The organism is Sphingomonas oryzagri (assembly GCF_029906645.1).
GTDB lineage: Bacteria > Pseudomonadota > Alphaproteobacteria > Sphingomonadales > Sphingomonadaceae > Solisphingomonas > Solisphingomonas oryzagri.
The window spans coordinates 851,629-872,519 of the sequence record NZ_JARYGZ010000001.1 but is presented as its reverse complement, the minus strand read 5'-3'; the positions used below and the strand labels follow the sequence as shown (position 1 = coordinate 872,519).

The following is a 20,891-nucleotide window of genomic DNA, read 5'->3' as shown; positions in this document are numbered from 1 at the left end:
TCGGATCAGGACGATGACGTCGGACAATCACAAATACGTTCCCCGCCACGCGCCGGTCCCCCGATCCGGCTGATGGGCCGTGGCCCTAGCACCCCCCTGCCCCTGCTGCAACGCCAGCCGCGTCCGCCCGTTCCGTGGCGGGACGTCGCATCAGGGCGGCGGCGCGTCTTCCTGTGCGGCACGCTGGCGCAGGAGGCCCAGCAATTCGAGGCGCGCATCCATGATCGCGATCCACGGGGAACCGACCGGCAGGCCAGCGCGAAGCGCGCGCCACGTCTGGTCCGCCCCGTCGAAATCGCCCGCCTCCAGATAGGCGAGACCCCGGAAATAGGCCGGCGCGGGATTGTCCTTATGGGCCAACCCATCGGCGCGATCGAAGGCCAGGATTACCGCGGGCGTCATGCGGCCGCGCGCCAGCACGAACAGGGCATGGGCATAACCGACACGCAGATCGACGTCGGCAGGCCGTTTGACGATCGCATTACGAAGCAGCCACGCGGAGGCCTCATCCTCGCCGAAGCGATGGAAGGCGTCGGCAGTGCCGAGCGCGATGCCGGTTTCGCCATAGTGATTGAGGAAGCGCATCCGCTCGCTGGCGAACAATGTGTCCGGCGCCATCTCCTGCGGCTTGTCCGCAGCGGGCGCGCCCACCAGCCCCGGCTCGCCCTGCCAGGCATATCCGGCGGCGGCGGTGAACAGGGCGGCGGCCACCAGCATCAGCGCCGGCTTGCCGAGCTTCACCGGCCAGGCCAGCAGGCCAAGCACAGCGAACGCCATGATCGCGAAGATCGCCCAGCCGATCATGCGCGCCGCCTCCGAAACGCCGATCGCGCAAGCAGGCCGCCGATGCCCAGCAGCAGGATCGGCGCGATCCACAGCGGCCACGTCACCGCATCGACCGGCGGCGTGTAGCTCACCCAGCGGCCATAGCGCTGGATCAGCCATGCGCGGATCGCCTCGGGCTTCTCGCCCTCCGCGATCCGCTGGCGGACGAGCGCGCGCATGTCGCCGGCGAGATCGGCATCCGAATCGGCGATCGACTGGCCCTGGCAGACGACGCAGCGGATCGTCTGCATCAGCGCCTGCGCCTGCGCCTCCTGCGCCGGATCGGGAAGCTGGGTGTAGGACAGCGGCTCGGGCGCCATCGTGGGATCGGCGAGCAACGCACCGGGCACCATCAGCAGCGCGAGGACCGCGAGCCTTTTCACTGCGCATCCTTCATGGCGGCAAGGATGTCCGCCATGTCCTGCGGCTGGATCGGGCCGATATGCTGGGCGCGGATGATGCCCTTGCCGTCCACCACATAGGTTTCGGGGACGCCCGACGAGCCGATCGCGATCTGCACGGCGGAAGTCTTGTCGTCGCCGATGCGGTCGAACGGATCGCCGTAGCGTTTGAGGAAGGCGAGGCTGTCGGCCGGCGTGTCGCGGCTTGCGATGCCATCGATGATGACACCTTCACGCTTCAGCTCGACCAGTTGCGGCATCTCGACCGCGCAGGGCACGCACCAACTGCCGAAGATGTTGATGAGGCGGACTTTTCCGTCGGCAAAACTGGCGGAGGTGACGGGGGCTTGGCCGGCGCGCGTGCTGGGCAGCGAGAAGGCGGGCAGCGGATTGCCGACCATCCGCGAATGGACGCTGGCGTCATGCGGCTTGATCAGACCGCTGGAGACCAGGCCCAGTACGATCAGGAAGGCCACCAGCGGCAGCCACAGCAGGATGCGGACGGTACGCAAACTCATCCGAACCTCGCAAATCCGGTATGTTCGACGACAGGCCTGTGACGGGGCAGCGCGCGCCCGATCAGCGACAGCGCCCCGCCCAGCGCGATCAGCGCGCCGCCGAGCCAGATCAACGTCACGAACGGCTTCCACCACAGGCGCAGCTGCCAGCGCCCGCCCGGCACCGGCGCGCCGACCACCGTATAGAGCTGGCCGTCCCAGCGCGTCGCGATGGCGCTCTCGCTGGTTTGCTGGGGCGGGTTGTCGAAGGTGCGCTGCTCGGGCTTGAGGGTGATCGGCGTCGAGGAGCCGCGCGTCGCCACCAGAGTCGCCTGCACGGCGGTGAAATTGCGTCCCGGCACCGGATCGACGCTCGCGAAACGGATCGCATAGGGGCCTACCGTGACGGTCTCGCCCGGTCGCGCGGCGACCAGCGTCTCCTTGGTGAAGGCGCTCTCGCACGCCATGCCGGCAAGGCTCACCGCGACGCCGAGATGGGCGATCACCATCCCCCAGGTGAAGAGCGGCGTGCGACGCAGCTTGCGCTTCCACAGCGGAGCGATGCTTGCGGCCGCAACGCCCGCCGCCAGCGTCAGCCCCAGCAGCGGCAGGATGCGCAGGCCCGGCGCCAGAACCAGCACCGCGACGAACGCGATGACGGTCAACACCGCTGGGATCGCGATCCGCTTCGCCACTTTGGCGATGTCATCCCGCCGCCAGCGCATCACCGGTCCCGCCGCCATCACCGCGACGAGGACCAGCGCCAGCGGCCCGGTCGTCGCATTGAAGTAAGGCGGGCCGACCGACAATTTCTCCCCGGTCAGGCTCTCCGCGGCGAGCGGATAAAGCGTGCCGATCAGCACCAGCCCCAGGATCACCGACAGCAACAGATTGTTGACCACCAGCGCGCCCTCGCGGCTCACCGGATCGAAGCGGTTGCCCTCCGTCACCGTCGCGATCCGCGCGCCGAACAGTGCGAGCGCACCGCCGATATAGAGCGCCAGCAGCACGAGGATGAAGGCACCGCGCTTAGGATCCAGCGCGAAGGCGTGGACCGAGGTCAGAATGCCGGATCGCACCAGGAAGGTGCCGACCATCGACATCGAGAAGGCGACCACCGCCAGCATCACCGTCCATGCGCGCAAGCCATCGCGTGTCGCCAGCACCGTCACCGAATGAAGCAGGGCCGTCGCCGCCAGCCACGGCATCAGCGAAGCGTTCTCGGTGGGATCCCAGAACCACCAGCCGCCCCAGCCGAGTTCATAATAGGCCCAGTAGCTGCCCGCCGTGATGCCGAGCGTCAGGAAGGTCCAAGCCCCCAGCACCCACGGCCGCATCGCCTTGGCGAAGGCGGGGCCGACATCGCGGGTCAGCAGCGCGCCGACCGCGAAGGAGAAGGCCACCGACAGGCCGACATAGCCGACATAGAGGGTCGGCGGATGGAAGGCCAAGCCGGGGTCCTGCAGCAACGGATTGAAGCCGTTGCCATCGGCGGGCGCGATCTCCAGCCGCGCGAAGGGGTTGGACGAGAAAAGCAGGAAGGCGAAGAAGCCGAGCGCAATCACGCCCTGCGCGGCGATGGTGGCAGCGAGCGTCCGCTCCGGCAGGCGTCGCTCCAGCAGGGCCACGGCCGCCCCGGCGATCGCAAGGATCGTGACCCAAAGCAGCATCGAGCCTTCGTGGTTTCCCCATGCGCCCGCGATCCGGTAGAGCGTCGGCACGCTGATCGCGCTGTCCTCGGCAACGAGCTTTACCGAGAGATCGGTGGAATAGAACAGCCAGAGCAAGGCGGCGAAAGACGCCACCGTCATCACCGCCTGCGCCACGGCAACCGGTCGCACCGCGCGCAACAGCTCCTCGCCGCCCGCCTTGAGCGAACCCAGGCCGATGAACGCCTGCAGCGCAGCCAGCATGGCCGCGATCCACAGCGCCGCGAGGCCGGCCTCGGCGATCACTTTTTCAGGCTCCCCGTTTCGTGCATGCCGTTTCCGGCAAGCTCGGGCGGTTTGTAATTCTCGTCATGCTTGGCGAGGATCGTGTCGGCGGTGAACTCGCCTGGCGCGGTGAAGCGGCCTTCCGCCACCACGCCCGATCCCTCACGGAACAGGTCCGGCACGATGCCGGTGTAGCGTGCGGCGACGGTCGCGGCGCCATCGGTGACATTGAAGGTGATGGTGACGCCATCCGTCTGCCGCTTCAGCGATCCCTTTTCGACCATGCCGCCCAGCCGCACCGCGCGGCCGATCTCGACATGATCACGAAGCGCATCGCTGGGGCTGTAGAAATAGGAAGCCTGATCCTTCAGCGCGGACATGCCGAGCAGCACCGCGCCGACCAGGGCGACGAGCGCCAGCAGCGCCAGCACGAGACGTTGATTCTTGGCTTTCACCGGCGCTTCAACGCCTCCGCCGCGCGCTCCGCCTTGCGCATCTGGAAGAGGCTGGCGAGCGTCAACGCCAGCATCGCGATGCCGCCCAGCGCATAGGCGGCGATGACGAAATGCCACTGGTTCACGCGTCCGCCCCCATCCGGCGCAGCCGCGCCTCGACCTTCTGGCGCGCCAGCATAGCGCGCATCCGCATCAATACGATCGCCGCAAACAGCAGCGTGAAGCCGAGCAGAGCGACCGGCAGCGGCCACAGGATCGATCCCGCGATGGTCGATCCCTTGAGCGAAATGCTTTCGCCCTGATGCAGCGTGCGCCACCACAGTACCGAGAAGTGGATGATCGGCAGGTTCACGACGCCGACGATGCCGAAGATCGCCGCGATCCGCCCCTGCCCGCCGCGATCGGCCTCCGCCTCGGCAAGCGCGATATAGGCGATGTAGACGAACAGCAGGACGAGCATCGAGGTCAGCCGCCCGTCCCATTCCCACCACGTCCCCCAGGTCGGGCGGCCCCAGATGGAACCGGTGGCGAGGCAGATGCCGGTGAACACCGCGCCCGGCAGCGCCACCGCGCGTGCCGCGACGGCGGCGAGTGGGTGCCGCCACACCAACTGCATGATCGAGGCGACGGCGATACCGCTCCAACCCGCCATGCCAAGCCACGCGCTCGGCACATGGAGGTACATGATCCGCACCGTCTCGCCCTGCAGGTAATCGGGCGGGGTGAGGAACAGCCCCGCGCCCAGCCCGGCAACCGTCAGCAACGCGCCGATCCAGCCGCACCATCCGGTGAGCGGGCGCGCGATCTGCAGAAAACGGGCGGGGTTGGCGAAGATGTGCATGTGTCGCGCCCGCTCTACGATGACCGGCGCGCGGGGGGAAGCGGGCTTTGGTGCTAGCCCGCTTCCGGAAGCGTCAGGCGCGGCCGATCAGGCGCTGCGCCATACGATCGGCGACGATCGAGGCCGGCTCGCTGCTCGCCGCACTCTCCTGCCAGATCGTATCGAGGCGGCCGGGGATTTCGGCGATGCGCTTCTCCACCTCGGCGCGGTCGCCCTGGCCGAGATATTCGAGGCCGACGTTGATGATGCCGCCCGCGTTGATCACGTAATCGGGCGCGTAGGTGATGCCGCGCGCATGGATGCGCCAGCCGTCGTCCGGCGTCGCCAGCTGGTTGTTGGCGCCACCCGCCACCACCGGCGCGCGCAGCGCCGCGATGCTCTCGGCGGTGAGGATCGCGCCCAGCGCGCAGGGGCTGATCACGTCCGCCTCGACGCGCAGGATCTCATCAGCCGACACCGCCTCGCCGCCCAATTCGGCGGCCAGCGCCTTGGCACGATCGGCGTTGACGTCGGCGAGGGTCAGCTTCGCGCCGTCCTTCGCGAGCAGCTTCGCCAGCCCGCCGCCGACGCTGCCGACACCCTGGATGGCGACGTGCACGCCGGCCATGTCCTCACGCTTCAGCGCGCGGCGCACCGCCGCCTTGACGCCGAGATAGACGCCATGCGCGGTGAACGGGCCGGGATCGCCGCCCGCCGCACCGCCCGCCACGGGCAGACCGGAGACATGCTTCGTCTGCTTCGAGACCTCGACCATGTCGGCGTCCGAGATGCCGACATCCTCGGCCGTTACGTAGCGGCCGCCGAGCGACTCAACCGCGCGACCGAAGGCCGCCAGCAGCTCCGGCGACTTGGGCGACTGCGCGTCGGCGAGGATCACCGCCTTGCCCCCGCCCATCGGCAGGCCGGCCATCGCGTTCTTGTAGCTCATGCCGCGCGACAGGCGCAGCGCGTCGGTCACCGCCTCGTCGGAGCGCGCATAGCTCCAGTAACGGCAGCCGCCGGCCGCCGATCCAAGGTGGGTCGAGTGAATGGCGATGATCGCGCTAAGGCCCGAGCGCGCATCCCGAAAGAAATGGACGCCTTCATGCTCGTCGAAATCGGGATAGTCCCAGGGGGCCATGGCGATCACCTCGCGGCCGGTCCTGACCATCATATCCGGAGAAGCCGGCCGACCCGCCCCCGAACAGGCGCTGCCGAAAAGGAGGACGGTGGGGCGATCGACGGGTCTTGAACCCGCGACCTCCGGTACCACAAACCGGCGCTCTAACCAACTGAGCTACGATCGCCACTAAGCCGTCCATGGCAGCGTGGGCGCGGCCATAGGGGTGCCCGGCGAGCCGCGTCAAGCAGCGTCCGTCGGGAGGCGCACCGATAATAGAATTGCCGTCGAACGCAACAGATTCGTTCGTGGAAGCGCGAACCGGTGAACGCTTCTGACCCACCCCGCAAAAGCGGCTGCGAATCTACAGGCCGAGATCGCTCAGCGAAGCGTGATCGGCGGGGCGAGGGCCGGAGGAATCCCAGCGGAACAGGCGATCGGCCTCCCCGATCGCCACGTCGTTGATGCTGGCGTGCCGCTCGCGCATCAGGCCGTTCGCGTCGAACGCCCAATTCTCGTTGCCATAGGATCGGAACCAGCGCCCCTGCGCGTCATGCCACTCATAGGCGAAGCGAACCGCGATCCGGTCCCCCTCGAACGCCCAGAGTTCCTTGATCAGGCGATATTCCAGCTCGGCGGACCATTTGCGCGTGAGAAAGGCGACGATCGCTTCGCGGCCGGTGAGAAACTCGCTGCGGTTCCGCCAGCGGCTGTCCGGCGTGTAGGCGAGCGACACCCGTGCCGGGTCACGGCCGTTCCAGCCATCTTCCGCGGCGCGGACCTTCGCGATGGCGGTATCGCGGGTGAAGGGCGGAAATGGCGGGCGGCCCTCGGTCATCATCCTTCTCCCACGAGCGGGGCGGTCGAGGCGACCCACTCGCCGATCCGCGCGACATAGCGATCCGCCTCGACGGCAAGTTCGTCCGCATTCAGGCGGTTGGCACGATAGACGGTGAAGGGGTCGGCCCACTGCCAGCCGCAGCGATGTGCGGTGGAATGAAGGGGCTTCAGCAATTCCTCCAGCGGAAACAGGTTCACGCCATCCGCGGCATAGGCCTCGGGCACATTGCCGGCCGTCGCCGCGACCATCACCGGAAGGCCGGCGAGGCGATCGCCCTCCTCCTTGGCGCGGATGTAATACATGCGGGTGAGGACGTGATCCTGCCACGCCTTGAGCAACGGCGGGGTGGAATACCAGTTGATCGGGAATTGCAGGATCAGCCGCCTGGCCCGAAGCAGATGCGCTACTTCTGCATCGACGTCGATCGCATCCGGCCGCGATCGGCTGGCCACCTCGCACACCTCCATCCCGTCGATCGCCGCGGCAGCCTCGGCCAGCGCGCGATTGGCCTTCGATCGCGCATAATCGGAATGGAACAGCAGGATCGTCGCGCTCATGGATCATTCCCCGACATTGCGAGGCGATCCATAGCGAAGGGACGTGGTGGGCGCGACAGGGATTGAACCTGTGACCCCACCCGTGTGAAGGGTGTGCTCTACCGCTGAGCTACGCGCCCACGTCCGGATTGCCGGGTTTGGAGAGGCTGTGCCTCGTTCCGGCGCGACGGGAAGAGATGTTCCCGTCGAGGCGGCGCGGTTAGCGCGCCTTGCGCACGCTGTCCAGCGCCAGATTGATATCGAACAAAAGAAAAGGCGGCCGCTTCCCCCGAACCGGCCGCCTCGTCCCCTGGTTCAGTTGACCGCGTCCTTCAGGCCCTTGCCGGCCTTGAACTTCGGCTGGCTGGACGCCGCGATCGACATCGGTTCTCCGGTGCGCGGGTTGCGGCCGATGGACGCCTTGCGCTTGCTCACAGAGAATGTGCCGAAACCGACGAGGCGAACCTCGTCGCCCTTCTTCAACGTGGCCGAGATGCTGTCGAACACGCTCTCCACGGCCTTGCTCGCATCCGCGCGCGTCAGGCCGGCAGACTCAGCGACCGCACCGATAAGCTCCTGCTTGTTCATTCCCTCAAAGCCCCCTGTCCTCGTGTCCGGGCCTTATCAAGCGCCCGCGTGGAACTGTCAGACCGCACCACCTGTGCGACCTTGTTGCAGATGAGGGGCGCAAAAAAGGGGCGAGTCAATACGACCCGCCCCTCCTTGCGATGAACCGTTGGATTCCGTTTGGATTCAGTGCCGAATCGCCTGTTCGCCGGATGATTCGGGGCGAATCGCCGCCGCAAGCTCGTCCGCTTCGGTCCACTCGATCGGCACGATCGGAGAAGCCAGCGCTCGGGCCAGCACCTCGTCGAGATGACTGACCGGCACGATCTCCAGCCCGTCCTTGATCGACGACGGGATCTCGGCGAGATCCTTCTCGTTCTCGGCCGGGATCAGCACGGTGCGGATGCCGCCGCGCAGGGCCGCGAGCAGCTTCTCCTTGAGGCCGCCGATCGGCAGCACGCGGCCGCGAAGCGTCACCTCGCCCGTCATCGCCACGTCCTTGCGCACCGCGACGCCGGTGAGCGTCGAGATGATCGCGGTGGCGAGGCCGATGCCGGCGGACGGCCCGTCCTTGGGCACCGCGCCTTCCGGCAGGTGGATGTGAACATCCTTGCGCTGGAACAGGCTCGGGCGAACACCGTATGCCGGCGCGCGCGCCTTGACGAACGACCAGGCGGCCTGCACCGATTCCTTCATCACATCGCCGAGCTTGCCGGTGGTCTGCACCATGCCCTTGCCGGGCACGGTCACCGCCTCGATGGTGAGCAGTTCGCCGCCCACCTCCGTCCAGGCGAGGCCGGTCACTGCGCCGATCTGGTCCTCGGTATCCGAAACGCCATAGCGATACTTCCTGACGCCCGCGAACTCGGCGAGATTGTCAGCATCGACCGTCACGGCCTCGGCCTTCTTCTCCAGGATGCGACGCAGTGCCTTACGCGCCAGCCGCGCGATCTCGCGCTCCAGCGTGCGGACGCCGGCTTCACGCGTGTAATAGCGGATGAGATCGATCAGCCCCTCGTCGGTCAGCGTGAACTCGCCGTCCTTCAGGCCGTGCGCCTCGACCTGCTTCTTGACGAGATGCGCCTTGGCGATCTCCAGCTTCTCCTGCTCGGTGTAGCCTTCGAGACGGATGATCTCCATGCGATCGAGCAGCGGCTGCGGCAGGTTCAGGCTGTTCGCGGTGCACACGAACATCACGTCCGAAAGATCGATGTCGATCTCGAGGTAGTGATCCTGGAACTTGCTGTTCTGCTCCGGATCCAGCACCTCGAGCAGCGCGGAGGCCGGATCGCCGCGGAAATCCTGGCCGAGCTTGTCGATCTCGTCGAGCAGGAACAGCGGGTTGGACGTCCCTGCCCGCTTGAGGTTGTTGACGATCTTGCCCGGCATCGAGCCGATGTACGTCCGGCGATGGCCGCGAATCTCGGCCTCGTCGCGCACGCCGCCGAGCGACTGGCGGATGAACTCGCGCCCGGTCGCCTTGGCGATGCTCTTGCCGAGCGATGTCTTGCCCACACCCGGCGGGCCGACGAGGCACAGGATCGGCCCCTTCAGCTTGTTGGTACGCGCCTGCACCGCGAGATATTCGACGATGCGCTCCTTCACCTTCTCCAGCGCGTAATGATCCTCATTGAGGATCGCCTCGGCAGCCGGGATGTCGCGCTTCACCTTGCTCTTCTTGCCCCACGGCAGGCCAAGCAGGACGTCGAGATAATTGCGCACGACGGTGGCCTCGGCCGACATCGGCGCCATCGTCTTGAGCTTCTTGATCTCGGCGGTCGCCTTGGTGCGGGCTTCCTTCGAAAGCTTGAGCGTCGCGATCTTCTGCGTCAGCTCGGCGATCTCGTTGCTCTCGTCGTCACCCTCGGCGCCCAGCTCGCGCTGGATCGCCTTCAACTGCTCGTTCAGATAATATTCGCGCTGCGTCTTCTCCATCTGGCGCTTCACGCGGCTGCGGATCTTCTTCTCGACCTTCAGCACGCCAAGCTCGCCCTCCATGAAGGCGAAGGCCATCTCCAGCCGCTTGAGCGGATCGCCCTCGGTCAGCAGCGCCTGCTTCTCGGCGACCTTCACCGCAATGTTGGCGGCGACCATGTCCGACAGCTTGGCGGCGGTATCGACCTGCGCGAGCTGGGTGGATGTCTCCGCCGGCAGCTTCTTGTTGAGCTTGGCGTAATTGTCGAACTGGTCGAGCACCGAACGCATCAGCGCCTGCGCCTCCGGGCCTTCCGGCTCGGCGGGATCGTCGACCAGCGCGACGGTGGCGGTGAGCGACTTGCCCGCGCCTTCGTCCAGCGTCTCCAGTGTGGCGCGCTGCTTGCCCTCGACGAGCACACGCACCGTGCCGTCGGGCAGCTTCAGAAGCTGTAGCACGGTGGCGACCACGCCGAGATCGTAGAGCGCCGAGCGATCGGGATCGTCCTCGGCCGGATCGAGCTGCGCCACCAGGAAGATGTTCTTGTCCGCCGCCATCGCGGCTTCCAGCGCGGCGACCGATTTTTCGCGGCCTACGAACAACGGCACGATCATGTGCGGGAAGACGACGATATCGCGCAGCGGCAATACGGGAAGGGATTCGGTCAATTCAGTCTCCGGCGGGGGCGGTGTACGAGTCCCGCCCCTGTTCACCCGGCAATATGGAGGCGCCGCGCCGCTTCATCAATGGCGCAGCGCCTAGTCCATTGGTTGGGACGGCTGGAGCCTGTAAGCACCGCCTCCGCCGCGTCCCGGCACCGCACGGATAGAGGCGGCATCGAGCATCGCCTTGATCGCCAGCGCCCGCCGCTCGACGAGCGAGGGATGCGCCGGCACCTGTTCCGGCAGGCCCGGCACGGCGAGCGCCGCGATATGCCAGCGCCGCGCGGCCCATATCGAGACAGCGGCGGCATCCTTTGCCGGCCCGTCGAGCGTGTCCGCGCCATCGGCGAAGCGGATCAGCGGCAGATCGCCGAGCGGCGGTACGATCTCGACCGACCAGCCATCGGCCAGCGCCTGCGCACGCTGCTCGATCGCGCGATAGGTGGACAACTCGGCGCCGGGCAGCGGGGCGTCGTGGGCGATCGCCTTCTGATGGTCGCGATCGATCACCACGTCGTCGGGCGAGATGCCCGCCGCCAGACCCACCAGTCGTGCGACGCTGCGACTCTGCGCCTCGGCCTGCTGGGCTTCCTGCGCCTTGGCGAGTTCGACCTTCTGCGCGTCCAGCGCGCTCGTACCCGGATCGAGCGCCACCTGATCGAGCTGGAGATTGACAGGCCTCCCGATCTTCTCCGCGAGACCGGCGCGCACATTGCCGGCCGCCTGCACCGCCGCACGCGGTGCGATCACGACACCGCGCACCACGATCGGGTCGGCATCGAAATCGATGTCGAGCTGGGTTACGCGCGCCCGTGCGCCGTATCGATCCGTGAGAAAGGATCGAACCTGCGTCGCGGTATAGGCCTCGCGCGCGATCCGCGAGAGCGAGATGCCGAGGGGGATCGCCATCGCCACGAAGACGAGCAGCAGCACGGCGCTGTGCATCCAGGTCTGCTGCGCGGTCATCCGATGGCCGAAGCCGTAGAAACGGGCCATGATCGTCGCCGACAGGGCAATCGTCACGAAGTTCGTGAGGAACAAGGCAAAGGCGCCGCCCAGCACCGGCAGATTCCAGGTGGCCAGCCCGAAGCCGACCACCGCGAGCGGCGGCATCAGCGCGGTGGCGATGGCGACGCCGGTGATGGTCGCCCCCTTGCCGCGAATGATCGAGAAGGTGCCGGCCAGCGCCGCGAACAGCGCCACCAGCAAATCGAACAGGTTAGGACGGGTGCGCGCAAGGATCTCGGCGGTCGGCGCCTTGAGCGGCGAGGCCAGCACCACCAGAGCGGTGAACAGCACCGCGATCACGCTGCCGATCACCAGCGCCGTCAGCGAACGGCGCATCTCGGCGAAATCGAACAGAGTGAGGCTGAACCCGAGGCCCAGAATCGGGCTCATCAGCGGAGAGATCAGCATCGCCCCGATCACCACCGCCGGCGACGAGAGCAGCAGCCCCAGCACCGCGATGCCCGCCGACATCAGGATCATGAAGGCGTAGCGCGGCGACCAGCCGCTATCCTCGACGATCTCGGCGATCACGGCCGCATGATCGACGCTGCCGACGAGGCGCATCCGCCACCAGCGATAAAGTGGCAGGCGGCGCCAGCCCTCGGCCGGCGCCACCGTATCGATCCCGGCTTCGTTCAATCCCTTGCCCCTTGCGTCATCCGTGCGTCGTCAACTCCGGCGAGGCCAACGGCCCTGATTGCCAGAGGTTGCGATCAGGCGACAAGAGGCGTTGCGGGGCGGGTCGTTCCCGCCCCGCGCAGGCTTACAGCCCGTCGACGCTCTTGCTGACGAGGATGTTCACCGCGACGCGGCGATTCTGCGCCCGGCCCTCAGCCGTGGTGTTATCGGCCAGCGGGTCCGCCTTTGCCATGCCCGTCGGAGTCAGCATCCGATACGGCTTCCAGCCGCAGGATTGCTGGAGATAATTGATCACGCGCGCGGCGCGCTTCTCGCTCAGCGCCTGGTTCAGATCGTCGCCGCCGGTCGAATCGGTGTAGCCGACCACGAGCATCAACGCATTCTCCTGCGCCTGCGCCGCAGTGGCGGTGCTGCACAGCTCCGCCTTGTCCTGCGCGGACAGATCGGCCTTGCCGGTATCGAAGTTGACGTTGGTCGTCCCCTTGATGTTGTATTTGTCGATGTCGCCCATGCGACCGCGCAGCGCCTCGGTCGCGGCGGTCTGTTCGTCGAAGCCCTGGGCGGTGCCGTTGCGGATCATCTTGGCCGTCTTCAGGTCGCCCTTGCGCAGGTTGATCTGGCTCGCCACCAGCCCGTCGCCCGACTGCATCGTCTTCACCGAGACGGGCAGGCCGTTGAGCAGCGCGTTCGTCGCGAACTTGCCGCCGCCGAACAGCCCGCCACCGCGCACCTTGGTGGTGTCGTTGACCGCGACGACCGTGCTGGTGCCGTCGTCGGCCGTGACCTTGATCTTGTCGTCGTTGCGCGCGGTGATCGTACCCTTGATGTCCGGCCCGGCCGTCATCGCCGGCGCGGCTTCGGCAGGCGCGGCGGCTGGCGTCGGCACGGCCCCGTTGACGACGATGTTGGGATCGGTCGCATCCTGCTGCTGCGCATAAAGAGTACCGACCGACGACATGGTCAGCACTGCAGCAAGAATACGAACTTCCGGCCTCTTGGTAATAATATGCATCCTAGGTCCCCTAGTCGTTACACAGACGACCCAATTTGTTGGCGCCAACCTGTCTGCCAGATTAACTTCATCGGGAACCATCTGTTCGCCGCCGATGGCCAGAGCCTACTTTGCGGTGAATCGATCGGACGTAAAATGACTGGCACGGCAGAGCGAGCCATTCCATCGATCGACCGAATATCAACGAAAAGGGCGCCCGGATCGCTCCGGACGCCCTTTCTCAACCGATTCTGCGAAAGATCACGCCGCGCCGGGCGCTTCCTTCTGCTTCTTGGCGAAGACGCGGATCGGCTCTTTGCGGCCCTCGACCACGTCCTTGTCGATCATCACCTCGTCGACGCCCTCCATCGAGGGCAGCTCGAACATGGTGTCGAGCAGGATCGCCTCGATGATCGAACGCAGGCCGCGCGCGCCGGTCTTGCGGTCGATCGCCTTTCGGGCGACCGCGATCAGCGCCTCGTCGGTGAAGGAGAGCTTTACCGTCTCCATGTCGAACAGCTTCTGATACTGCTTGACCAACGCGTTCTTCGGCTCGGCGAGAATCTTCACCAGCGCCGTCTCGTCGAGATCCTCCAGCGTCGCGATGACGGGAAGACGACCGACGAATTCGGGGATCAGGCCGAACTTCAGCAGATCCTCCGGCTCGCACTGGCGCAGCACCTCGCCGGTGCGACGCTCCTCGGGCGAAGCCACGAACGCGCCGAAACCGATCGACTTGCCCTGCAGGCGATCCGCGATGATCTTCTCGAGGCCCGCAAAGGCGCCGCCGCAGATGAACAGGATGTTCGTCGTGTCGACCTGCAGGAACTCCTGCTGCGGATGCTTGCGACCACCCTGCGGCGGAACGCTCGCGGTGGTGCCTTCCATCAGCTTGAGCAGCGCCTGCTGCACGCCCTCGCCCGACACGTCGCGCGTGATCGAGGGATTGTCGGCCTTGCGGCTGATCTTGTCGATCTCGTCGATATAGACGATGCCGCGCTGCGCCCGCTCGACATTATAGTCGGATGCCTGGAGCAGCTTGAGGATGATGTTCTCGACATCCTCGCCGACATAGCCGGCCTCGGTCAGCGTCGTCGCGTCCGCCATCGTGAACGGCACGTCGAGGATGCGCGCCAGCGTCTGCGCCAGCAGCGTCTTGCCGCAGCCGGTCGGGCCGACGAGCAGGATGTTCGACTTGGCGAGCTCCACCTCGGCACCCTTGGCGCCATGGTTCAGCCGCTTGTAATGGTTGTGCACCGCGACCGAGAGTACGCGCTTGGCCTTGGACTGGCCGATCACGTAATCGTCGAGGACGTCGCAGATTTCCTGCGGAGTGGGAACGCCACCGTCCTTCTTGGACACCAGCGCCGACTTCGTCTCCTCGCGGATGATGTCGTTGCACAGTTCCACGCACTCGTCGCAGATGAACACGGTCGGGCCTGCGATCAGCTTGCGGACCTCATGCTGGCTCTTCCCGCAGAAGGAGCAATAGAGGGTGCTCTTGCTGTCACCGCCGCTCAGATTGGGCATATTCGCTTCCTAAACGCCAGGCCACGCCCGGCTGTCACGCAATGGTAGTCTAACCGGTTGGGCCGGGCGGGCAATGGGGATTCGCCCATCGCGCCGCTCGGCCCGTCCCGATATCAGGCCGCCGCCTTTTCCTCGGTCGGCGCCGGGCGCTTGTCGAACACCTCGTCGATCAGACCGAATTCCTTGGCTTCGTCGGCTTCCATGAACTTGTCGCGGTCCATGGCCTGCTCGATCGCCTCTAGCGGCTTGCCGGTATATTTCGCGTAAAGCGAGTTCAGCCGGTGCCGCATCCGCAGGATCTCGCGCGCCTGGATCTCGATGTCCGCCGCCATGCCCTGCGCGCCGCCGGACGGCTGGTGGATCATGATGCGGCTGTTGGTGGTGGCGATCCGCATCCCCGGCTCGCCGGCGGACAGCAGGAAGCTGCCCATCGAGGCCGCCTGGCCGATGCAGAGCGTGCCGACGCGCGGACGGATATACTGCATGGTGTCGTGGATCGCGAGACCCGCGGTCACGACGCCGCCCGGCGAGTTGATATACATGAAGATGTCCTTCTTCGGGTTCTCGGACTCGAGGAAGAGCAACTGCGCGCAGATCAGCGAGGCCATGTGGTCCTCGACGCCGCCGGTGATGAACACGATGCGCTCGCGGAGCAGACGCGAGTAGATGTCGAAGCTGCGCTCGCCGCGGCTCGACTGCTCGATGACGATCGGCACGAGGCCGGCCGCCGCATCGTTGTGGAAGATGCCGTATGGAGTCTCAACGGTCATGGGATTTCAAGCGTCCTTCTGCCCTTAGCCCGGACTACATCGGCGCTTGGCGAGGGGAGTTCAAGGGGGACGTTCAGCCCTCGCCCGGCGGGGGTAGCGCCAGATAGGCGAGGCGCCGCATCTCGCGCCGCCCGCGCGTCACCGTGTCGAGGATCAGGCCTGAGAAGAAGCTGAGGAACGCCAGGATGGTGAGGCCGGTGATCAGGATCGCCGTCGGGAAGCGCGGCACGAGGCCGGTCTGCGCGTAGGTAGCGATCAGCGGGATGGCGAGGACCAGCGCGACGATCAGCAGGATCAGGCCGATATTGCCGAAGAACAGCACCGGTCGTTCGACCCGATAGAGGTTGAGGATGGTATTGAGGATCCGCCAGCCGTCACGATAGGTGGAGAGCTTGGAGGTCGATCCCTCGGGCCTGGCGCCATATTCGGTCTCGATCTCGGCGACCGGCATCCTGAGTTCGAGCGCGTGGACACTGATCTCGGTCTCGATCTCGAAACCGGCGGACAGGATCGGAAAGCTCTTCACGAAACGGCGCGAGAAGACCCGGTAGCCCGACAGGATGTCCGAGAAACTACGACCGAAGAGCTGCGCCAGCATCCCCGTCAGCATCTTGTTGCCGAGCCGGTGGCCGCGCCGATAGGCCAGTTCCACCTCGGACCGGCGGGCGCCCACCACCATGTCGAGATTCTCGTCGATCAGGCGGGCGACCAGCGCGGGCGCGGCGCCGGCGTCGTAGGTCGCGTCGCCGTCGGCCATCACGTAGATGTCGGCATCGACGTCCGCGAACATGCGGCGGACGACATTGCCCTTGCCCTGCATCCGCTCGGTGCGGACGATGGCGCCGGCGGCGCGGGCGTAATCGACCGTGCGGTCCTTGCTGTTGTTGTCGTAGACATAGATCGCGGCGCCGGGCAGCGCGGCGCGGAAACCGGCGACGGTCTGCCCGATCGCCGCCTCCTCGTTGTAGCAGGGCAGGATCACGGCGATCCGGGGCTTGGCTGCAGTCTCGACCATCATCATCCCTGTGTCAGAACACTGTCCAGAAACGGCATGGCCCGATGGCCTGCCGCCTTTACTCCCGGCCCCTGCCCTATACGCTTCCGGGCTACGATCAATCACCGGCGGGCGTATCGGCGTGGGGACACAAGCGAAACGGGCGTTCCTGTGGACCGTCGCGGCGGCGATACCGGCGGCGGGTGTGGGGCTGCTCGTCGCACTCCTGCTGATGCCGGCCGTGTGGTGGGCGAACTATCACAGCATCGGTTACCGGAAGGCTGACGCGGCGGCCGCCGTGCGCGCGGCCTTCGCGAGCGGCGAATTGCAGGACGACGCCTACCTCACGGGCGACACCGATCGCGGCATCCACCAGTTCAACGATTGCCTGATCCTGTATCAGGCGATCGACCAGGCGGCGCCGAAATCGGCGCTGGCGACAAGCCCGCTCGCCACCTTCGACGATCCCTGCCGCAGCCTGCGTGCACTGGCCGACGGCACGCCGCAGCCGCAGGCGTTCCTGTATCATCGCTACATTCACGGCCATACGATCGTGGCGCGCTACGCCCTGCCGCACATCTCGGTCTCGGCTCTGCGCGCGATCTACAAGAGCGGGCAGACGCTGATCCTGGCGATCGGCATCGGGCTGGCGCTGGTGCATCTCGTCTCGGGACGCGGGCGACGGCTCGATCATCTCTTCTGGCTGGTGACGTTCGGCACGCTGGCGCGCTGGTTCGGGCTGGAGAGCTTCGGTCAGTCGCTCGGTCATGGCCCGGCCGACATGGTGCTGCTGGCCTTCCTGCTGTCGCTTTATGTCTGCCGTTGCATGGGCGGAGCAGCAGCATGGGTGGTGGCGCCGCTGGGCGCGCTGTTCGGACTGGGTACGATCGTGTTCGAGTTCCTGACCGGCGGCATACCGCTGGGCTGGGCCGTCCTGATCGGCGCTTTGCCCTTCGCCCTGCCGCCCGACACCCCGCCGGACAGGATGGCGCGCGCCGTCCTGTCCGGCATCGTCGCTTTCTCGACGACCGTCGCGGCGGCGATGGGGGCGAAACTTTGGCTGGTCTGGCAGAATTTCGGCTCCGCGGGCCTGCACAGCATCACCGACGAGCTGGCGGTCCGCACCGGCCTTGTCTCGGGCGGAGAACAGGCGGATATCTCGCTGCGCGGCTTCGTCGAGGCGGTGTGGCGCGGATCCGGATCGCTGGCGGTCGGGATGCACCTGATGAGCGCGCTCGCTATCTTCGCGGCGCTCGCCTGCGGAGCATGGGGCCTGTGGCGTCTCGCCCGCGATGCCGATGGCACGCTGCGGATGCGCGCCTGGCTGCTGGCGGGATCGAACGGCGCCATCCTGCTGTGGATCGCGCTCTTCTCGCAGCATTTCATCGTCCATTGCCGCTTCATGGACCGCATGTTCGCCTGGACGCTGGCGAGCGGCTTCGCGCTGTTCGCGCTGGCGCTGTGGCGGCGCGAGGCCGAGCCGGCTTCGCCGGCCGCCCACCCGACGACGGCCCGCTAGAAAAGGAAAACCCGGCCGCGACGGTGTCGCGACCGGGCTGATCCTTCAAGCCGGAGAGGCTCAGGCCTCCTTGGCGGCAACCTTCTTCGCCGCCGGCTTCTTCGCCGGAGCCTTGGCGGGGGCCGCCTCCTCGGTCGCTTCGGCCTTCTTCGGCGCGGCCTTCTTCGCGGCCGGCTTCTTCGCCGGGGCGGCCTCGGCCTCCTCGGCGGCCGGCTCGGCCTTCTTGGCAGCAGCCTTCTTGGCCGGAGCCTTCTTCGCCGGCTCGGCCTTCACCTCGTCCTCGGCCGGAGCGGCGGCCTTCTTCGCGGCCGGCTTCTTCGCCTTGGGCTTGGGATCGTGATCGTGGTCATGGCCGTGATGGTCATGATCGTGATCATGGTTGTGGACGTGCGTGCCGGACGCAAAGCCGTCTTCGCTCTCGATCGCGGCTTCCAGCTCCTCGCGGGTCACCGCGCGGTCGCTGATCTCGGCCTTGCCGAACAGGAAGTCGACGACCTTGTCCTCGTACAGCGGGGCGCGCAGCTGGGCGGCGGCCATCGCATCCTGCTGGACGTACTGGGCGAAGCGCTCGCGATCCTTGGGGTTATACTGCTGAGCGGCCTGCATGATCAGGCGCTGCATCTCCTGCTGGGTCACCTCGACGCCATTGGCCTGGCCGATCTCCGAGAGGAGCAGGCCGAGGCGCACGCGGCGCTCGGCGATCGCCTGGTAATCGGCCTTGTCGGCCTCCAGCTCGGCCATCGCCGCGGCCGGATCGGCCTCGTGCGTGGTCTCATGCTCCAGCTGCTGCCAGATCTGGGCGAACTCGGCATCAACCATCGACGGCGGCACCGGGAAGTCGTGACCCTCGGCCAGCTGATCGAGCAGCTTGCGCTTCATGTAGGTGCGGGTCAGGCCGTTCAGTTCCTGCTCCACCTGGCCCTTGATCAGCTCCTTCAGCTGGTCGAGGCCGGTGAGGCCGAGCTGCTTGGCGAACTCGTCGTCGATCACCTGCTCGGCCGGCACCTTCACCTCGGTGACGGTCACGGCGAAGACGGCGTCCTTGCCGGCCAGCTCCTTGGCCGGATAGTCCTTCGGGAAGGTGACGTTCAGCTCGCGGCTTTCGCCCTGCTTCACGCCTTCCAGCTGCTCCTCGAAACCGGGGATCAGGCGGCCCGAGCCGAGCTCGACCGACATGCCCTCGCCGGTGCCGCCCTCGAAGGCGACGCCGTCAACGGTGCCCTTGTAGTCCATCACGACGAGGTCGCCTTCGACCGCCGGGTGGCCCTTCTTGGCCTCCTCATGGCGCTTGGACTGGGCGGCGATGCGCTCGATCTGATCGTTGATCTCGGCTTCCGGAGCCTCGACGGTCAGGCGCTCCAGCTTCAGGCCCTCGATCTGCGGCGCGGGCACGTCCGGCAGCACTTCGAGGCTCACCTCGAGCGCGGCGTCCATGCCCTCTTCATAATCCTTGTCCAGCTCGACCGCCGGCTGGGTCGCCGGGCGCAGCTTCTGCTCGGTCAGCAGCGACTGGATGCTGTCCTGCACCGTCGCGTTCAGCGCGTCCTGGTGCAGCGCCGGGCCGTGCATCTTCTTGACGAGGTTGGCGGGCACCTTGCCGGGGCGGAAGCCGGGCATCTTCATCTGCGGCGCCAGCTGCTTCACCTGAGTCTCGACCCGCGCGGCGATTTCCTTCGCCGGGATCGTGAGCTTGTACGCCCGCTTCAGGCCCTCGTTCAACGTCTCGACAGTCTGCATCTCGGCTCTTCTTTCCCACGAATCTCGTTGAGGCGGCACCAGCCCGGGCGGCGGGACTGGTGCGGGCGAAGGGACTCGAACCCCCACATCTTGCGATACTGGAACCTAAATCCAGCGCGTCTACCAGTTCCGCCACGCCCGCGCGGCAACCGCCGGTCGGCGCGCGTCTATAGCAGGCCGGCGCGCAAGGGCAAGGCGAAGGATTCGGGTGGAACCGGCGCATGTGGGGAGGCATCTTGAGCAGCATGACCGATCTCGTCACCCTCGCCTCGCCCGATCTCACCGTCACCGTCTCGCCGCTCGGCGCCGAACTGCAGTCGGTGACGGACGCGCAGGGGCGGGACTGGCTGTGGGATGGCGACGAACGGTGGTGGAGCGGTCGCGCTCCGATCCTGTTTCCCACGGTAGGGATGCTGACCGACGGCATCGCCCGTTTCGGCGGCCGTGAATTCGCAATGGCCAAGCACGGCTTCGCCCGGAAGACGCCGTTCAAGGTGATCAAGGTGCTCGCCGACAGCGTGACCTTCCGGCTGGAGGACAGCGCGGAAAGCCGGGCGATCTACCCCTTCGCCTTCCGCCTTGACGTCACCCATCGGCTCGACGGGGCGGTGCTGGAGACGGTCGCGACGGTGACCAACAGGGGAGACGAGGCGATGCCGGCGGGCTTCGGCTATCACCCCGCGCTCCGTTGGCCGCTGCCGGGGACGGGCGGCAATTCCAGGAGTCAGCACCTGATCCGCTTCGATGCCGAGGAACCCGAACCGATCCGCGGCGTGACGCCCGACGGGCTGATCGGCGCGCCCAAGCCGACACCGATCGGCGGGGACGAACTGCTGCTCCGCGATTCGCTGTTCGCGCATGACGCACTGGTGCTCGATCGGCCGAACAGCCGTGGCCTGTGGTACGGCGTACCCGAGCATCCCGGCGTGCGGGTGGATTTCGCCGGACTGAACTTTCTCGGCATCTGGATGAAGCCGGGCGCGGGGTATCTGTGCATCGAGCCGTGGGCGAGCCACGCCGACGACGAGGGCTTCCACGGCGAGTTCGCGGACAAGCCCGGCGTCGTCACGCTGGCGCCGGGCGAGGCGCACGACTTCGCGATGGCGATGACGTTCGGAGTGCCGTTCTAA

General features: G+C 66.8%; 20 protein-coding genes and 3 tRNA genes. 2 read left to right on the top strand and 21 right to left on the bottom strand.

Features of this window, described 5'->3' with window-relative positions:
* Positions 1 to 150: 150 nt before the first annotated feature.
* The 19 genes from QGN17_RS04100 to QGN17_RS04010 all read right to left on the bottom strand — a co-directional run bounded on the left by QGN17_RS04100 (position 151) and on the right by QGN17_RS04010 (position 16,526).
* Positions 151 to 804 carry a tetratricopeptide repeat protein gene (locus QGN17_RS04100; protein WP_281043241.1) on the bottom strand — a complete coding sequence of 218 codons (654 nt, stop codon included), beginning with the start codon at positions 802 to 804 and terminating at the stop codon, positions 151 to 153.
* Entirely contained in the window at positions 801 to 1,178 is a 378-nt protein-coding gene (locus QGN17_RS04095) for a cytochrome c-type biogenesis protein (RefSeq protein ID WP_390902675.1), read from the bottom strand. Before QGN17_RS04095 ends, QGN17_RS04100 begins: the two co-directional genes overlap by 4 nt.
* 26 nt (positions 1,179 to 1,204) lie before the next feature.
* Positions 1,205 to 1,744, bottom strand: coding sequence for a DsbE family thiol:disulfide interchange protein (locus QGN17_RS04090; protein ID WP_281043239.1), 540 nt, complete (start codon positions 1,742 to 1,744; stop codon positions 1,205 to 1,207).
* Positions 1,741 to 3,678 (bottom strand): heme lyase CcmF/NrfE family subunit, encoded by a 1,938-nt coding sequence (locus QGN17_RS04085; protein WP_281043238.1) that lies wholly within the window; start codon positions 3,676 to 3,678, stop codon positions 1,741 to 1,743. The genes QGN17_RS04090 and QGN17_RS04085 overlap by 4 nt, the downstream gene beginning before the upstream one ends.
* Positions 3,675 to 4,112, bottom strand: coding sequence for a cytochrome c maturation protein CcmE (gene ccmE / locus QGN17_RS04080; protein ID WP_281043237.1), 438 nt, complete (start codon positions 4,110 to 4,112; stop codon positions 3,675 to 3,677). The genes QGN17_RS04085 and ccmE overlap by 4 nt, the downstream gene beginning before the upstream one ends.
* Positions 4,109 to 4,237 (bottom strand): heme exporter protein CcmD, encoded by a 129-nt coding sequence (gene ccmD, locus QGN17_RS04075; RefSeq protein ID WP_281043236.1) that lies wholly within the window; start codon positions 4,235 to 4,237, stop codon positions 4,109 to 4,111. The genes ccmE and ccmD overlap by 4 nt, the downstream gene beginning before the upstream one ends.
* Entirely contained in the window at positions 4,234 to 4,953 is a 720-nt protein-coding gene (gene ccmC, locus QGN17_RS04070; protein ID WP_281043235.1) for a heme ABC transporter permease CcmC, read from the bottom strand. Before ccmC ends, ccmD begins: the two co-directional genes overlap by 4 nt.
* Before the next feature lie 73 nt (positions 4,954 to 5,026).
* Positions 5,027 to 6,073, bottom strand: coding sequence for a Leu/Phe/Val dehydrogenase (locus QGN17_RS04065; protein WP_281045133.1), 1,047 nt, complete (start codon positions 6,071 to 6,073; stop codon positions 5,027 to 5,029).
* Positions 6,074 to 6,162: 89 nt separating this feature from the next.
* Positions 6,163 to 6,239 (bottom strand) — tRNA-His (locus tag QGN17_RS04060).
* A 177-nt stretch (positions 6,240 to 6,416) separates the two neighbouring features.
* Positions 6,417 to 6,890, bottom strand: coding sequence for a nuclear transport factor 2 family protein (locus QGN17_RS04055; protein ID WP_281043234.1), 474 nt, complete (start codon positions 6,888 to 6,890; stop codon positions 6,417 to 6,419).
* Positions 6,890 to 7,450 (bottom strand): NAD(P)H-dependent oxidoreductase, encoded by a 561-nt coding sequence (locus QGN17_RS04050; RefSeq protein ID WP_281043233.1) that lies wholly within the window; start codon positions 7,448 to 7,450, stop codon positions 6,890 to 6,892. The genes QGN17_RS04055 and QGN17_RS04050 overlap by 1 nt, the downstream gene beginning before the upstream one ends.
* 44 nt (positions 7,451 to 7,494) lie before the next feature.
* A tRNA-Val gene (locus tag QGN17_RS04045) sits at positions 7,495 to 7,569 on the bottom strand.
* 175 nt (positions 7,570 to 7,744) lie between these two features.
* Entirely contained in the window at positions 7,745 to 8,017 is a 273-nt protein-coding gene (locus QGN17_RS04040) for an HU family DNA-binding protein (protein ID WP_281043232.1), read from the bottom strand.
* Between the two features lie 165 nt (positions 8,018 to 8,182).
* Positions 8,183 to 10,579 (bottom strand): endopeptidase La, encoded by a 2,397-nt coding sequence (gene lon / locus QGN17_RS04035; protein WP_281043231.1) that lies wholly within the window; start codon positions 10,577 to 10,579, stop codon positions 8,183 to 8,185.
* Positions 10,580 to 10,669: 90 nt separating this feature from the next.
* Complete coding sequence (locus QGN17_RS04030) at positions 10,670 to 12,145, bottom strand: DUF389 domain-containing protein (protein ID WP_390902674.1); 1,476 nt, start codon at positions 12,143 to 12,145, stop codon at positions 10,670 to 10,672.
* Between the two features lie 199 nt (positions 12,146 to 12,344).
* The gene (locus tag QGN17_RS04025) at positions 12,345 to 13,232 is read right to left on the bottom strand and encodes an OmpA family protein (RefSeq protein ID WP_281043229.1); all 888 of its coding nucleotides are present in this window, start codon (positions 13,230 to 13,232) and stop codon (positions 12,345 to 12,347) included.
* Positions 13,233 to 13,472: 240 nt separating this feature from the next.
* The gene (gene clpX, locus QGN17_RS04020; RefSeq protein WP_281043228.1) at positions 13,473 to 14,741 is read right to left on the bottom strand and encodes an ATP-dependent Clp protease ATP-binding subunit ClpX; all 1,269 of its coding nucleotides are present in this window, start codon (positions 14,739 to 14,741) and stop codon (positions 13,473 to 13,475) included.
* Positions 14,742 to 14,854: 113 nt separating this feature from the next.
* Positions 14,855 to 15,511, bottom strand: coding sequence for an ATP-dependent Clp protease proteolytic subunit (locus QGN17_RS04015; RefSeq protein ID WP_022689051.1), 657 nt, complete (start codon positions 15,509 to 15,511; stop codon positions 14,855 to 14,857).
* Between the two features lie 73 nt (positions 15,512 to 15,584).
* Positions 15,585 to 16,526, bottom strand: coding sequence for a glycosyltransferase family 2 protein (locus QGN17_RS04010; protein WP_281043227.1), 942 nt, complete (start codon positions 16,524 to 16,526; stop codon positions 15,585 to 15,587).
* Positions 16,527 to 16,647: 121 nt separating this feature from the next.
* Between QGN17_RS04010 and QGN17_RS04005 the strand changes: the two genes are divergently transcribed.
* A complete protein-coding gene (locus QGN17_RS04005; protein WP_281043226.1) occupies positions 16,648 to 18,024 on the top strand; it encodes a hypothetical protein in 1,377 nt (458 codons plus the stop codon).
* A 60-nt stretch (positions 18,025 to 18,084) separates the two neighbouring features.
* On the opposite strand, the gene tig is transcribed toward QGN17_RS04005, so the two are convergent.
* Together tig and QGN17_RS03995 are read right to left on the bottom strand one after the other, a co-directional pair.
* On the bottom strand, positions 18,085 to 19,761 hold the full coding sequence (gene tig, locus QGN17_RS04000) for a trigger factor (protein WP_281043225.1): 1,677 nt from the start codon (positions 19,759 to 19,761) through the stop codon (positions 18,085 to 18,087).
* 57 nt (positions 19,762 to 19,818) lie between these two features.
* Positions 19,819 to 19,903, bottom strand: a tRNA-Leu gene (locus tag QGN17_RS03995).
* A 103-nt stretch (positions 19,904 to 20,006) separates the two neighbouring features.
* On the opposite strand from QGN17_RS03995, the gene QGN17_RS03990 reads away from it, so the two are divergent.
* Positions 20,007 to 20,891 carry an aldose 1-epimerase family protein gene (locus QGN17_RS03990; protein ID WP_281043224.1) on the top strand — a complete coding sequence of 295 codons (885 nt, stop codon included), beginning with the start codon at positions 20,007 to 20,009 and terminating at the stop codon, positions 20,889 to 20,891.

Excerpts from the sequence above, each read along its gene's own strand:
- QGN17_RS04050 (WP_281043233.1), bottom strand. The coding sequence starts at position 7,450 with ATGAGCGCGACGATCCTGCTGTTCCATTCCGATTATGCGCGATCGAAG.
- QGN17_RS04090 (WP_281043239.1), bottom strand. The coding sequence starts at position 1,744 with ATGAGTTTGCGTACCGTCCGCATCCTGCTGTGGCTGCCGCTGGTGGCC.
- QGN17_RS04040 (WP_281043232.1), bottom strand. The coding sequence starts at position 8,017 with ATGAACAAGCAGGAGCTTATCGGTGCGGTCGCTGAGTCTGCCGGCCTG.
- QGN17_RS04100 (WP_281043241.1), bottom strand. The coding sequence starts at position 804 with ATGATCGGCTGGGCGATCTTCGCGATCATGGCGTTCGCTGTGCTTGGC.
- QGN17_RS04015 (WP_022689051.1), bottom strand. The coding sequence starts at position 15,511 with ATGACCGTTGAGACTCCATACGGCATCTTCCACAACGATGCGGCGGCC.
- QGN17_RS04025 (WP_281043229.1), bottom strand. The coding sequence starts at position 13,232 with ATGCATATTATTACCAAGAGGCCGGAAGTTCGTATTCTTGCTGCAGTG.
- tig (WP_281043225.1), bottom strand. The coding sequence starts at position 19,761 with ATGCAGACTGTCGAGACGTTGAACGAGGGCCTGAAGCGGGCGTACAAG.
- ccmC (WP_281043235.1), bottom strand. The coding sequence starts at position 4,953 with ATGCACATCTTCGCCAACCCCGCCCGTTTTCTGCAGATCGCGCGCCCG.
- QGN17_RS03990 (WP_281043224.1), top strand. The coding sequence starts at position 20,007 with ATGACCGATCTCGTCACCCTCGCCTCGCCCGATCTCACCGTCACCGTC.
- QGN17_RS04030 (WP_390902674.1), bottom strand. The coding sequence starts at position 12,145 with ATGCGCCTCGTCGGCAGCGTCGATCATGCGGCCGTGATCGCCGAGATC.
- QGN17_RS04010 (WP_281043227.1), bottom strand. The coding sequence starts at position 16,526 with ATGGTCGAGACTGCAGCCAAGCCCCGGATCGCCGTGATCCTGCCCTGC.
- QGN17_RS04055 (WP_281043234.1), bottom strand. The coding sequence starts at position 6,890 with ATGACCGAGGGCCGCCCGCCATTTCCGCCCTTCACCCGCGATACCGCC.
- clpX (WP_281043228.1), bottom strand. The coding sequence starts at position 14,741 with ATGCCCAATCTGAGCGGCGGTGACAGCAAGAGCACCCTCTATTGCTCC.
- QGN17_RS04065 (WP_281045133.1), bottom strand. The coding sequence starts at position 6,073 with ATGGCCCCCTGGGACTATCCCGATTTCGACGAGCATGAAGGCGTCCAT.
- QGN17_RS04095 (WP_390902675.1), bottom strand. The coding sequence starts at position 1,178 with ATGGTGCCCGGTGCGTTGCTCGCCGATCCCACGATGGCGCCCGAGCCG.